The 13,955-nt window shown below is 47.9% G+C and carries 8 protein-coding genes and 1 pseudogene; 3 read left to right on the plus strand and 6 right to left on the minus strand.

Features of this window, described 5'->3' with window-relative positions; all coding sequences use genetic code 11:
- Nucleotides 1-34: 34 nt before the first annotated feature.
- Both CS948_RS19460 and CS948_RS19465 read right to left on the minus strand, forming a co-directional pair.
- Nucleotides 35-1,774, minus strand: a complete 1,740-nt coding sequence (locus CS948_RS19460; protein ID WP_099293825.1) for a thiamine pyrophosphate-dependent enzyme — start codon at nt 1,772-1,774, stop codon at nt 35-37.
- A 207-nt stretch (nt 1,775-1,981) separates the two neighbouring features.
- Nucleotides 1,982-3,418, minus strand: a pseudogene (locus CS948_RS19465) (alpha-L-fucosidase); the annotation flags it as partial.
- Nucleotides 3,419-3,526: 108 nt separating this feature from the next.
- On the opposite strand from CS948_RS19465, the gene CS948_RS19470 reads away from it, so the two are divergent.
- The 3 genes from CS948_RS19470 (at nt 3,527) to CS948_RS19480 (ending at nt 6,833) form a co-directional block, all read left to right on the plus strand.
- Nucleotides 3,527-4,585, plus strand: coding sequence for a class I fructose-bisphosphate aldolase (locus tag CS948_RS19470; RefSeq protein ID WP_099293827.1), 1,059 nt, complete (start codon nt 3,527-3,529; stop codon nt 4,583-4,585).
- Nucleotides 4,586-4,671: 86 nt separating this feature from the next.
- A complete protein-coding gene (locus CS948_RS19475) occupies nt 4,672-5,937 on the plus strand; it encodes a putative DNA modification/repair radical SAM protein (RefSeq protein WP_099293828.1) in 1,266 nt (421 codons plus the stop codon).
- A gap of 128 nt (nt 5,938-6,065) precedes the next feature.
- Nucleotides 6,066-6,833: a TIGR03915 family putative DNA repair protein gene (locus CS948_RS19480; protein WP_099293829.1), complete on the plus strand. Its 768-nt coding sequence runs from the start codon at nt 6,066-6,068 to the stop codon at nt 6,831-6,833.
- Between the two features lie 157 nt (nt 6,834-6,990).
- Here CS948_RS19480 and CS948_RS19485 read toward each other — a convergent pair whose 3' ends face one another.
- The 4 genes from CS948_RS19485 to CS948_RS19500 form a co-directional block, all read right to left on the minus strand.
- A complete protein-coding gene (locus CS948_RS19485; protein ID WP_099293830.1) occupies nt 6,991-8,184 on the minus strand; it encodes a DUF4272 domain-containing protein in 1,194 nt (397 codons plus the stop codon).
- Between the two features lie 297 nt (nt 8,185-8,481).
- Nucleotides 8,482-10,761 (minus strand): GH92 family glycosyl hydrolase, encoded by a 2,280-nt coding sequence (locus CS948_RS19490; RefSeq protein WP_099293832.1) that lies wholly within the window; start codon nt 10,759-10,761, stop codon nt 8,482-8,484.
- Nucleotides 10,762-10,806: 45 nt separating this feature from the next.
- Nucleotides 10,807-11,586, minus strand: coding sequence for a basic secretory protein-like protein (locus CS948_RS19495; RefSeq protein ID WP_099293834.1), 780 nt, complete (start codon nt 11,584-11,586; stop codon nt 10,807-10,809).
- Nucleotides 11,583-13,910: a GH92 family glycosyl hydrolase gene (locus CS948_RS19500; protein ID WP_099293836.1), complete on the minus strand. Its 2,328-nt coding sequence runs from the start codon at nt 13,908-13,910 to the stop codon at nt 11,583-11,585. The genes CS948_RS19495 and CS948_RS19500 overlap by 4 nt, the downstream gene beginning before the upstream one ends.
- Nucleotides 13,911-13,955: the final 45 nt, after the last annotated feature.

The following is a 13,955-nucleotide window of genomic DNA, read 5'->3' on the forward strand; positions in this document are numbered from 1 at the left end:
TCTTGATTACAATACAAAGATACAATCTTTCATCTCATAGCACTTCTTTCATGTGTCTGAAATTAGACGTGATCGTATCCAAAATTTCCTTTGTCCGTCCGTTGATCATCAACTTGTACATGGATTGCGCAAATCCCAGCATCTGGCTCCACTCTACCTTGGGCGGCATGGCGAGAGCGTTCGGGTCGGTCATCACGTTCACCAGCACCGGGCCGTTTATTTTCATCGCTTTTTCCAGTGTCGATTGAACTTCCTCGGGATCGTTTACCGTGAATCCTTCCATGCCCATGGCTTTTGCCACGAGGGCGAAATCGGGATTCTCCATGTCCGTCTGCCAATCGGGTAACCCGGCAACTTCCATCTCCAATTTCACCATTCCCAACGAACGGTTATTGAACACGACGATTTTCACGGGCAATTTATATTGTACAATCGTGGAAAGATCTCCTAGCAACATAGACAATCCGCCGTCCCCGCACAATGCCCATACCTGTCTGTCAGGATACGCCAGCGAAGCCCCGATAGCTTGGGGAACGGCATTTGCCATGGAACCGTGGTTAAACGAACCCAACATTTTCCGTTGTCCCGTCCCGTGCAGATAGCGGGCTCCCCAAACACAAGTCATCCCGGTATCCACGGCAAAGATCGCATCTTTCGACGCTAACTTGTCCACGACAGACATCACGTATTCCGGGTGAATCCGATCTTTCTCGCCGTGTACTTCCACGTAAGCATTCAAATTCTCCTTTACCCGTTCGTACCCTTTCAATTGTTTTTTCAAGAAATCATCGTCTTCTTTTTGCTTGATCCGAGGCAGCAAAGCCTGCAATGTTGCTCTCACGTCGCCGCAAAGTCCCATGTCAACCTTCGCCCGTCGTCCCAATCGTTCCGGTTTTATATCAATCTGAACGATCGTGTTATTCTCCGGCATAAAAGGCGCGTAGGGAAAATCCGTACCGAGCATTACGAGAACTTCCGCCTCGTGCATACTGTCATAACCGGAAGGCATACCTAATAACCCGGTCATACCAACCTCGTTCGGGTTATCGTACTGTATTTCCATTTTGCTTTTGAAAGAATAAGCCACGGGAGCGTTCAACCGATATGACAATTCCACCACCTCGGCATGAGCATCTTTCGCTCCCATCCCGCAAAATAGAGTGATTTTCGTTTTATTGTTCAACAAGGCTGCCAGCTCGTCCAATTCCTTGTCGGAAGGACGGATAGACGGTTGAGTCGGGAAAGGGTGCAAAGATGAAAAAATATCTACCGAATCTTTCGCCGTCACATCTCCCGGAATACCGACCACGGCAACACCGTGCCGGGATAACGCCGTTTGCATTGCCGCCTGCAACATACGGGGCAATTGAGCCGGTGTAGCTGCCACTTGATTATAATAACTGCAATCATCAAATAATTTTATCGTATCGGTTTCTTGAAAATACCGGGAACCGAATTCCTCGGTCGCCATTGTCGATGCCAACGCCAGCACCGGAGCCCCGGAACGATGAGCGTCATACAGACCGTTGATCAGATGCACGTGTCCCGGTCCGCTACTCCCGGCGCAACAAGCCAACTGCCCGTGAAGCTGCGCCTCGGCTCCTGCCGCGTAAGCCCCGACTTCCTCGTGTCGCACGTGTATCCATTGAATTTTACCATTACGCCGCACGGCGTCATTTATTTCATTCAAACTATCGCCTGTCACGGCATAAATACGTTTCACTCCGACTTCTACCAGTATTTCGACCAATTGTTCTGCTACTTTTTTCGCCATATCCTGTAGTTTTAATATTGTTTTCTAATCTCTACAGGTAAACGTAAAATGAGTTTGTAAAGTTATAAAGTTTGTAAAGTTTATAAAGTAGAAAACCATAAGGTCTACAAGGTCGCGAGAATTCCCCGGAAAAATTTATCAGCAGCTTTGCTACCGTGAACAAAGCACCCGCGGGGTCAACGACCTTATAAACTAATTTATTTTCGGCGCCAAGAACGCCCCTACCCGCGATATATTTGCCACACCGCGACATTCACGGATTATTACACGGATGCCGTCTGTTTCCGTATCCGGGAAGCGCAAAAGACGCTTGTACCCGATCGTGGTGCCCTCCGCGACGGGTTTCCATTCCCCGTTTACGCGGACTTCCACTGTGAAGGCTTCTACCCGCTGCCCTTTGCTGATATCTTCCTGCAACATAACAGTGTTGACCACGGCACCTTTATTTAAGGCATATTCTTTCTGCTCACCCGGTTTTGCTGTCCACGGACGAGCCCAACGAGAGGTATAATCTTTCGAGAATGTCTTTTCTATATATTCACCGAACTCTTTCAGGCGAGCCGCATCATTCTCGTGAATCACACCCCGTTTATCCGGCGGTACATTCAATAACAAAGAAGAATTACATCCCACGGAATGGAAATAAATGTCCACCAATTCCTTCAAAGACTTTACTTTATTATCTTCATAATCATGATAGAACCAACCGGGACGGATAGACACATCAACCTCGGACGGATACCAGAAAAGCTCAGTAGCACGGGCAAGTACATGCCTGCTCCCCAGATCACGGGCATAGGAATCCAAATGCAACCGCTCGTTTCTCACGCAGGCATTCGGGAACACCTCCGGTACCAATGCCGAGGCGCTCCACTCCGTCTCTCTCCCCCGACCTCTTTCGTTCCCTACCCAACGGACATCGTCACCGCAAATTGCCGTGACAGCATTGGGTTGCAATTTATTGATTATCTTCATGATCGCTTCCCAGTTATATGCTTGTCTCTTCCCGTTCAGTCCCTCGCCGTTCGCCCCGTCGAGCCATACTTCGTCCACCTTGCCATAGTCGGACAACAACTCGGTCAATTGTTGTATAAAGAACTCGTTGTATTTCACGGAATCGCCATAGCAGGAAGCATTCCGGTCCCACGAGGAAACGTACACTCCGAATTTCATCCCGTTCCGCTCACAGGCTTTCTTCACCTCTTTGACCACGTCCCCTTTTCCGTTTTTCCACGGGGAAGAAGCCACCGAATGTCGGGTTGTCTTCGTGGGCCACAAGCAAAAACCGTCATGATGTTTCGCGGTAATGATCACCAGTTTGAAACCACCCGCTTTCAATACCCGCACCCATTGGTCCGCATCCAGAGCCACGGGATTGAACATCGCGGGGAACTCTTTACCGTCCCCCCACTCCTGTCCCGTGAAGGTATTCATCCCGAAATGGATAAAAGCGGTCATCTCCAATTGTTGCCACGCCAATTGCTTTTTCGAGGGAATCAGCCGTGACGCCATATCCACTTTCTCTTCCAAGGTTGCCTGCCCCGGGAAACATACCTGTTTCTCGTAAAACTTCCCCTTCTGCGCCCCCGCCGGTAAAATACACGTGCACAATAACACCCCCAGTATATAGATTGATTTCACCATGATTATCAATGTTAATTAATGAATGTAAAAATAAACTTTTTTTCTCATTCAGACAACATATTCTCCCACTTTTACGTTTCATAGGGAGTAACGTAAAAATTTTACCGTATGAACACAAACAAAATAACTGAAATCCTTGGAGATCAAAGTGAATTTCTTCTAAATCACTCTTGCAGGACAATTGACAAGTCATTGATTCACGCCCCGTCGCCAACCACGATCGACGATATATGGGTACCTTCCGACAGAAATACCCGCACGTTAAACAGTCTGCAATCCATTCTGGGACACGGACGTCTGGCAAACACGGGATACGTGTCCATTCTACCCGTGGATCAAGGCATCGAACATTCGGCAGGTGCATCATTTGCCCCGAACCCGCTCTACTTCGATCCCGAGAATATCATAAGACTCGCCATTGAAGGTGGCTGCAACGCGGTTGCTTCAACATACGGCGTACTCGGCTCGGTAGCCCGCAAATACGCTCACAAGATACCTTTTATCGTGAAAATCAACCACAACGAACTTCTGACTTACCCGAACCAATATGACCAAACCTTGTACGGCACGGTAGAAGAAGCTTGGAACATGGGTGCCGCCGCCGTGGGTGCCACGATATACTTCGGTTCCCCGGAAAGCAGGCGTCAGATACTGGAAATCTCGGAAGCCTTCGCTCACGCCCATGAATTAGGCATGACCACCATCCTCTGGTGTTACCTGCGAAACGAACACTTCAAGAAAGACGGCACGGATTATCACTCCGCGGCAGACCTTACCGGACAAGCCAATCATTTAGGAGCCACGATACAAGCCGACATCGTGAAACAGAAACTCCCCACGGTCAACGGTGGCTTTACCGCTTTAAAATTCGGGAAAACGGACGAACGCGTATATTCCCGCCTCACGTCTTCCCACCCGATAGACTTGTGCCGTTATCAGGTAGCGAACAGCTACATGGGACGGGTCGGTTTAATCAATTCCGGCGGAGAATCCAAAGGTGCATCCGATCTGAAAGAAGCCGTGATAACAGCCGTCATTAACAAGCGAGCCGGCGGCATGGGACTTATCAGCGGTAGAAAGGCTTTCCAGAAACCGATGAAAGAGGGCGTAGAATTATTGAACGCCATTCAAGATGTGTATCTGGACAAAACGATTACTTTGGCATAGAAAAACTAAAAGATAAAATCCCTTTCATCCATCCGGACAAGTATTTTTTATTCTATCTTTGTGAGGAAGACTAAACCCCGTTCGACATGGATGAAAGTGTACTCAACAAGCTCAAAATCCTCGCTGAATCAGCGAAGTACGATGTATCATGTGCATCCAGCGGAACTTCCCGTTCTCACAAAAAAGGACAAATCGGAAGTGCCGAGGGATGGGGTATATGCCATAGTTTCGCGGAAGACGGACGCTGTATTTCGTTGCTCAAAATCATGCTCACGAATAACTGCATATACGATTGTGCTTACTGTATAAACCGCAGGAGTAATGATCTGCCGCGGGCTACTTTTTCCGTGACGGAGTTGGTCAACTTGACGATAGAGTTTTATCGACGGAATTATATCGAGGGACTATTTCTCAGTTCCGGAGTCGTTCGTAACCCGGACTATACCATGGAACGATTGGTTCGGGTGGTGAAAGACCTCCGGCAAGTGTACAAATTCAACGGGTACATCCACATGAAAAGTATCCCCGGTGCCAGTCAGGAACTGGTGAACGAGGCGGGGTTATACGCCGACCGGATGAGCGTGAATATCGAGATTCCGAACGAGCAGAGCCTGCAACTTCTCGCCCCGGAAAAAGACTTCCAGAGCGTATTCACTCCCATGCGCTTTATTCAGCAAGGGATGTTGCAAAGTGCAGAGGACAGAAAGAAGTACCGACATGCACCCCGTTTTGTTCCGGCAGGACAGAGCACGCAAATGATCATCGGCGCCACACCCGACAAGGATAAAGATATACTCGGGCTTACTTCCGCCCTGTACAAGCGCCCCAGCATGAAACGGGTTTATTATTCGGGATTCGTGCCCGTCAACGCGTACGATCATCGGTTACCGGCCCTGAAACAGCCGCCCCTTGTTCGGGAAAACCGATTGTATCAGGCCGATTGGCTGCTTCGTTTCTACCATTTCAAGGTGGAAGAAATCGTGGATGATTCCTATCCCGATCTTGACTTGGAGATTGATCCCAAACTGGCATGGGCGTTACGTCATCCCGAAGCCTTTCCCGTGGACGTCAACCGGGCAGACTACGAGATGCTGCTCCGGGTCCCGGGGCTTGGCATGAAGTCTGCTAAAATGATTGTCACGGCACGCCGTTATTCCCGTTTAGGGATGGCTCAACTCAAGCAGATAGGCGTCGTGTTGAAAAAAGCACAATATTTCATCACCTGCCACGAATTGCCAACCAAAACCGTCAATGAATTAAAACCGGAGAATGTTAGACGTATCCTAACCCAAAGGGCAACCCGGAAAATCGACGACGGGCAACTGATTATTCCATTCGACTTTGTCAATTGAAATCTTATTAATTTATGATTTATGGTTTACGATTTACGATTAAAAAACTTGGCAGATGGAAAAGGAAGAAGCGTTAGCTTATGTGGCTGGAATCTTAAATCAAAAATCACTAAATCTAAAATTGACACATGGTTATTTTCATCTACGATAAGACATTTGAAGGGTTGCTGACCACGGTTTTTGACGCGTATAGTTACAAAAAGTATCCGGATGTCTTGCTCGGGGAAGGTGAAACGCTACCGCTATTTTATGACAAAAGTTTCACGGTAACGACGGACACGGAAAGGAGTGAACGGGTATGGAAAGGACTGCAAAAGAAATTGTCAGCCCCAGCCCTTTCTCAACTCACAACGTGCTGGTTATCGGAACTGCCGGGGATTGATCTTTTGTTATTCCGCTATATACGCAAGGCGATAGACGCACCGCGCTCCATTGAACTTAACTTCGGCGATCCGGATGTATTGGAACTGTCCAAAGTATTCAAGCAAGTGAAAAACGAACGCCTCCGGGTTATCCAGTTCCTGCGTTTCCAAAAAGCCGCGGACGGCACGTACTTCGCCGCCTTGAAACCCTTGTATAATGTTCTCTCGTTGGTTATCCCTTACTTGCAAGACCGTTTTGCCGACCAGCAATGGTTACTCTATGATCTAAAACGAGAGTACGGTTACTACTATGATCTAACCACGGTCACGGAAGTACATTTCGAACAGAAAGAGGGACATCTTCTCACCGGGTTCCTCGACGAGAGCATCATGGACCAAAACGAAAAGCTCTTTCAGCAACTTTGGCAAACCTACTTTAAAACGATCGCTATCAAAGAGCGCCTCAATCCGAAACTACACCGTCAGAATCTCCCCGCCCGCTTTTGGAAATACTTGACTGAAAAAAGAAAATAAGCGTCCAACACCTTAAACACCCAAAATGCGAATGGCAAGGGAACCATTCCAAGCCTTTTCCAGAAGTACTGTCGTTCATGAACCGTTGTTCAACCGTTCTTGAACCGTTTCCAAACGTCTACAAAACGACAGGACAACAAAATATGCTAGAAGTTTGTCAAGTTGTCGGTCGAATATCATCCCAATCTGCACCCCCATTCGCTCCTATCAACCAGTTGAACGCGTAATGACGTTCCATCACTATTCCCCCATCCAATGAAGCAGGCATTTCTTTCCCATTGACACGGGCATCCACGCATGCCCAATCATAACGCAATGTCAAGTCAGCCTCATCCAGAATCTCCTCTTTACCCCGTGTTTCGCCTAACCCTAAAATAGTCCCTTTCTCTTGGTTATCAAAGAAAAACCGGGCTATAAACGGGACATCACAAATCTCCAAGGGATAGGACAACTCCGCGCTCCCTAATGCCCACAATAGCACGGCACAACACTCGTACCGCCACAGGAATTGAATACAGTCATGCTGTTCCGGTGAAGGATTTTGAAGATAAGTTTTCTCCAAGGGAGTCAGTTCGTCCATAATATGATAACTTTCATCTATTTTCTGCACGAAACTCAATCCTTCCTCTCGATCGGGATTCTCGGACAACATTACCTCCGAATACAATGCCACGGCAAACAACGCTGTCGCCCTACGGGCTATTTCTTCCGGAGTACGAATAACTGCTTCACTGTCCAATACCTCGCAAGGCAAATGCTCTATATAAGGTACACCTTCCTCTTCCAAACGGACAATAGAACGCTCTCTACGATATTGATCCACATCCGTGGGTGCCGAACGTCCGACTTCCAACAAATCGGAGTTTGCCACCGGACGAAAAGTCTCGTACTCGCTCTCACCTCGTGCCGAAAAAAGCAGTTTACCCTTACTGTCATACAGGCTCATGCTTGGGTAAAGCACGAAACCGTTTATATCTGCCGCAACATCAAAAATAGTATTCACGATATAATTCGTCCGCTCCCGATTATCATCAACCTCGAACTCTATACCCACGACACAATTGAAACAATTGACCTGACGAAGTACTTCTTCCTTGATAGCGGTCAATTCGGTTTCCGCCTGCGCAAAAAAATTCGCCATCCCGTTCGTGTGTTCTGCCACCCGCTCCGCCTCGTCCTTGGTCTGCATCATTGAACAACGAATCACCGAATCGTCCTGCAACACGAACATCCAGCGATTATTGTCGGGCGTGAACATTTTAGTTACCTCACGGAACCGCTTTTCCATAGATTGTGCCACCCGGTCGAAATCACCGATTACCGTGTAAAGAGTCAAATTTGCTTTCTCCATAAAATCGTTTTATAATTCATACAAATATAGAAACTCCTTTCGAGAAAGCAATATTCTCTATTTTCCGGGGCAAACGCATCAAAACGCTTTTTGCCCCGCCCAGTTCATAAAGTTGAGCTTTCAGCTCATAAAGTTTATAAAGTTCATAAAGTAACGGGCGTCCTTCGGACAAGGTTTACCGGCAGCTATGCTGCCGTGGACAAAGCGCCCGTTAGGGGCCATAAACCTTATAAACTTTATAGACTTTATAAACTTTTGACTAAAAAGGCAAAAAGCGTTTTGACGCGTTTGCCCTGCCTATTTTTCCAAAGAAAAAGAGTAAGGGAAATCCGTATCACCGGTTCCTCTCGACTTATTCGGGCGTTCACTCATACGGAACTCTATCCGTCCGCCACCATGCAAGTCTTTATGTGTGACGTAATTCTTCGTGTAAACTCGTTTATTTAATTTCATCCCGTCGATATAGCGATGCGTATCGTCTGTCCCCGGGGCAACAATCTCCATCTTTTTCCCGTTCTCGAAATGAATCGTTGCTTTCGGGAAAAGCGGTGTACCCAGCACGTATTGCTCCGAACCCGGACAGACGGGATAAAAACCAAGCGCCGAGAACACGTACCATGCCGATGTCTGCCCGTTATCCTCGTCCCCGCAATAACCGTCCGGTCCGGGCGTGTACATCCGGTTCATCACTTCCCGCAGCCAGTACTGCGCTTTCCAAGGTTGTCCGGCATAATTATACAAGTATATCATGTGCTGTATAGGTTGATTCCCATGAGCGTAATTCCCCATGTTCATGACGGTCATTTCCCGGATTTCATGAATTACTCCCCCGTAATAACTCTCGTCAAACAGGGGCGGCACGGCAAAAACAGAGTCCAGCATCTGCACGAAAGACTCTTTTCCTCCCATTAAATCAATCAACCCTTGAGGGTCGTGGAATACCGACCACGTGTAATGCCAACTATTCCCCTCCGTGAAAGCGTCACCCCATTTCAGGGGAGAGAAGGGCGTCATAAAAGTGCCATCTTGATTCTTTCCCCGCATTAACTTAGTTGCGGGGTCGAATAAATGTTTATAATTCATCGCCCGTCGGGCAAATCGTTCCACTTCCTCTGCCGGACGCTCTAACTTCTTTGCTAATTGACAAATACACCAATCATCATAAGCATATTCCAATGTACGCGCGGCACTCTCGTTTATCCCCACGTCGTAAGGCACGTATCCCAATGTATTATAATACTCGTGTCCCAAACGTCCCGTAGAAGAGGCTTTCGGGTGCACGTGTTCCGTGCCGTGTATCAGCCCCTCGTACAGTGTTTTCACGTCAGCCACCCGCACGCCTTTCAAATAAGCATCCACGAGCACAGAAGCCGAATTATTCCCGACCATACATCCCCGGTGTCCCGGGCTTGCCCATTCCGGGAAAAAGCCGCTTTCCTTGTAAGTATTAATTAATCCCTCCTGTATTTCCTTGTTCCGGGAAGGATAAACCAGATTTAACAAGGGAAACAGACAACGGAATGTATCCCAGAATCCCGTATCCGTGTATAAATATCCCGGCAACACCTCTCCATTATATGGACTGTAATGCACCGTGTTTCCCTCCGCATCTATTTCATAAAACTTACGGGGAAAAAGTACTGAACGGTAGAGGCAAGAATAAAACACCCGGTATTGGTCCAACGAACCACCTTCTACCTGAATAGCTCCTAACACTTTATTCCATGCCGCTTTACTCCGCCCGACCAAGGTTTCGAAATCGTCATTTCCCAACTCTTTCAAGTTTATTTCAGCCTGTTCCGGGCTTATAAATGAAGATGCCACGCGGGCGTGAACCTTCTCCCCTTTTTTTGTCCGGAAGCCAATCACGCTTCCCACGTGATGGGATTGCTGTACAGAATCGTCACTCAGTTTCCCGTCGACAAACGTGTGTTTATACTCGAATGGTTTATCAAATTCTATCACGAAGTAATTCTTGAAATTCTCCGGCACACCGCCACTATTCCGAGTAGTGTATCCCACGATCTTGTTATCTCCCTCGATACAGACAAATGAACCCCGGTCAAAAGCATCGACAACAATATACGAATGTTCGTTCTCCGGAAAAGTAAAGCGGAAAAGAGCCGCCCGTTCTGTCGTCGTGAACTCCGTCACCACATCGTGCTCGGCAAGATAAACCTTGTAATAATAAGGTTTCGCCACTTCCCCCTTATGCGAGAACCAACTGGCACGCCGCTCCTGCTCGAACTCCGGTTTCCCGACCACGGGCATCAGCGAGAATTGACCGTAATCATTAATCCATGGACTCGGCTGATGCGTCTGTTTGAATCCCCGTATCTTGTTTGCCGTGTAGACATAAGCCCAACCGTCGCCCATTTTCCCCGTCTGGGGCATCCAGAAATTCATTCCCCACGGACGAGCAATCGCCGGGTAAGTGTTCCCTGCCGACAACTCGAACGTGGACTGTGTACCCATAAGCGGATTCACGTACTCCACGGGCTCAAAAACAGTTTGAGCTCGCGCAGGAATACCCACGCCGAGCCACAAACAAACTAAAACACAAACATAATATCTCATAAACACAACGTATTATATTACACCTCTCCAGTTTCTTGTACGTCTCTACTTATCTCCCATCGCGATCATGTATTCTTCCCAAAGCCGGTCTATGTCATATCCCTCCCCGAGAGCATATTGAATCGCACCTTGAAAAGACCAAGGAATGACGTGCAAAGTACTGCGGTTAAATTTACGCAAAAAATCCGAATCTTTCGTCTGCGTCAACCAAGCCAAAAAGAAACCTGTTGTACGATACCCGTCCATGTAATGTCCTCCCTTAGGGCGATCGTCCAAAGTGAAACCACCATTCACGTAACGCACGGCATCCGCCATCCCCTCGATGAAAGCCCAAAAAGTCTTGTTTGTCTCGTAAGTTCCTATCCCTTGCGGTTCCAATTGAAACCCGTGTGTCAATTCATGCCAGAGTACTCCCCGGTTTTCCCGCACCAACGCATCCATGTTTCCCTTGTAACTTTTCTCCACCCAATCCGTGCTGTAAGTAATCGTGATCGAGGGCGGATTACCGCTTTTCGCCGATATTCCGTCATAAGACTTTAATATATAAGTAATCCATCTCACTCCCGGAATACTATCCGCTAGTGAAAAATAGAGTGTATTCAATACTTGTCGGGCGCATTCCTGTATAAATTGTTCGGGATGGGGAACGATGCGGGCGTATAATTCAGCCCCTTCCGTTTCCGGCGACAAATTCCGGAACTCCACTTGTCCCACGTCATAGGCAGACCAATCCACAACTTCTCCCGCTTTCGGGCTATTCTTTTTGCATCCGCAGGAACTTGCCATTCCCAAGATACACCAACATATGATTATCTTTATATTCATCGTGTCAAGGAATAAGGTTTATTATCTTCCGTGTAAATCCTATTTCGGTTGGGACGATTACTCATCTCAAACTCCAACACCCCTCCCGCCATGATATCCCGTTGGGTTATATAAGCCTTATCATATGGTTTCCCGTTCAACCGGACAGCTTTCACGTATCGGTTTTTGTCATCCACTTTCGGCGCACGCACCTCAAACGTGTTGCCATTCTCCAAACGTATTTTCATGTAGGGCAGGTAAGGTGCACCCAACACGTATTGATCCGTCCCGGGACAGACAGGATAAAATCCTAAAGCCGAGAAGATATACCAAGCAGACATCTGACCGCAATCGTCGTTACCGCATAACCCGTCGATTTTATTCCTGTACATACGGTTCATCACTTCCCGCACCCGGAACTGCGTCTTCCAAGGTTGAGAAGTCCAAGCGTACAAATACAACACGTGATGGCTGGGTTCATTCCCGTGCACGTAATTCCCCATTAACCCCTCTTCCGTGATGTCCTCCGTATCGGCATAATATTTTTCCGGAAGATGCATCGTGAACAAGCTATCCAACCATTCAGCAAAACGCTTTTCCCCTCCCATCAAACGAATCAACCCGTTTACATCGTGCGGCACGTGCAACGAGTAATTCCACGAATTACCCTCGATAAATCCTTCACCATGCGTACCCAACGGATCGAACGGCTCTTTCCAGCTCCCGTCGGATAAGCGGGGACGTGCAAATCCCAAACGTTCGTCAAACAGATTACGGTAATTCATCGCCCGGCTTTCGTATTCGTGAGCCATATTCTCGTTCCCCGCCGCCTTCGCCGTCCGATATATCGCCCAATCGTCATACGCATTCTCCAGCGTGATGGAAGCACCATTCCCGTCTTTATCCACGGGCACGTACCCCTTTTCCACGTATTCACGGGTATGTTGGTAATACGGAATATTCGAACTGTTCTTCATCGCCTCCAATACCAACGCCGTATCCAGCTCGATACCTTTCGCCACGGCATCCGCCACGACGGCAACCCCGTGATAAGCGATCATACACCAGTTCTCGTTACCCATATGCGACCACACGGGCAAAGCCTTGTGTACACTCTGCCGGTAATGCTCCAACATGGACATCACCATATCCCGGTTCCGCTCCCGGTTGATCACATTAAACAACGGGTGCAAAGCCCGATAGGTATCCCACAAAGAAAAAACGGTATAATTGGTAAAACCTTCCGCCTGATGAATCATGTGATCCACACCCCGGTACTGTCCATCCGCGTCCATGTAAACAGACGGATTTATCATCGTGTGGTACAACGAGGTATATAACATACACAACTCGTCATGACTTCCTCGAGCCTCAATCACCGAAAGCTCCTGGTTCCATTTCTCTCCGGCACGTGCCGCCAACGTTTCAAAGTCAACACCTGCCGCTTCCGCCTGTAAGTTTTTCAACGCACCTTCCGTGCTCACGCACGAAAGAGCCACCTTAACCTCCAGTTCCGGGCTATCGTGTAAGTCGAAATCAAAATATGCCACAATGCCCCTACCACCCATTTCCGGGAAATTGTGTTTCTCATCAAACCGACGCCAAAAACCTTTATAGTCCACCTCCTCGAAATTCTCGTGCCCGTAATTCCGTATCGGTTTGGAGAACGTTATCGCGAAATAGGTGTAATTCGTCCGAGCCCATCCCCTCGTGATCCGGTATCCTGTCAATAAGGTATCATTTTCCACCCGGAGATTCGCCCACAATACCTTCCCATCATAATTATATATTCCGTGCAACAAATCCACTATCACATGACCTTCTTCCACTCCTGACGGATAAGTATATTTGTGAATCCCCACCCGTTCCGTCGCTGTCAACTGCACTTTCACGTCATAATCCTGCAACATCACCTCGTAATAGCCGGGTAAGGCTTTTTCCTGATCGTGCGAAAACCGGGAACGATACCCCTCTTCCGGCTGTTCCGCCGTACCGGGAATTAATTTCAATTCCCCGACTGTCGGCATCAAAAGCACATCACCTAAATCCGAATGTCCCGTCCCGCTCAAATGCGTGTGACTGAACCCGACAATCGTCGGATCATCATACTGGTATCCGGCACAATATCGATAAGTATCTTTCCGGTAAACACCATCAATATTATGCGGCACGTTCTCCGTATCGGGACTTAACTGTACCGCACCATACGGAACGCAAGCCCCCGGGAAAGTATGTCCCATGCTTTTCGTCCCGATAAAAGGATTCACGTAATCCACCGGACTTTTCTTTTCTTCTTCATTTACCAGCATCGTTCCCAGACACAATAAAAGTACATTCAATTTCATCTTATCAGCATTAATTAAAATTTCCTGTTACCCGACTACTCTAAA

The sequence above is a fragment of the Butyricimonas sp. Marseille-P3923 genome, from assembly GCF_900184685.1.
GTDB lineage: Bacteria > Bacteroidota > Bacteroidia > Bacteroidales > Marinifilaceae > Butyricimonas > Butyricimonas muris.

Bases quoted from the DNA above. Each gene is read 5' to 3' on its own strand.
- CS948_RS19460 (WP_099293825.1), bottom strand. From the start codon at position 1,774: ATGGCGAAAAAAGTAGCAGAACAATTGGTCGAAATACTGGTAGAAGTC.
- CS948_RS19470 (WP_099293827.1), top strand. From the start codon at position 3,527: ATGAACACAAACAAAATAACTGAAATCCTTGGAGATCAAAGTGAATTT.
- CS948_RS19475 (WP_099293828.1), top strand. From the start codon at position 4,672: ATGGATGAAAGTGTACTCAACAAGCTCAAAATCCTCGCTGAATCAGCG.
- CS948_RS19480 (WP_099293829.1), top strand. From the start codon at position 6,066: ATGGTTATTTTCATCTACGATAAGACATTTGAAGGGTTGCTGACCACG.
- CS948_RS19485 (WP_099293830.1), bottom strand. From the start codon at position 8,184: ATGGAGAAAGCAAATTTGACTCTTTACACGGTAATCGGTGATTTCGAC.
- CS948_RS19490 (WP_099293832.1), bottom strand. From the start codon at position 10,761: ATGAGATATTATGTTTGTGTTTTAGTTTGTTTGTGGCTCGGCGTGGGT.
- CS948_RS19495 (WP_099293834.1), bottom strand. From the start codon at position 11,586: ATGAATATAAAGATAATCATATGTTGGTGTATCTTGGGAATGGCAAGT.
- CS948_RS19500 (WP_099293836.1), bottom strand. From the start codon at position 13,910: ATGAAATTGAATGTACTTTTATTGTGTCTGGGAACGATGCTGGTAAAT.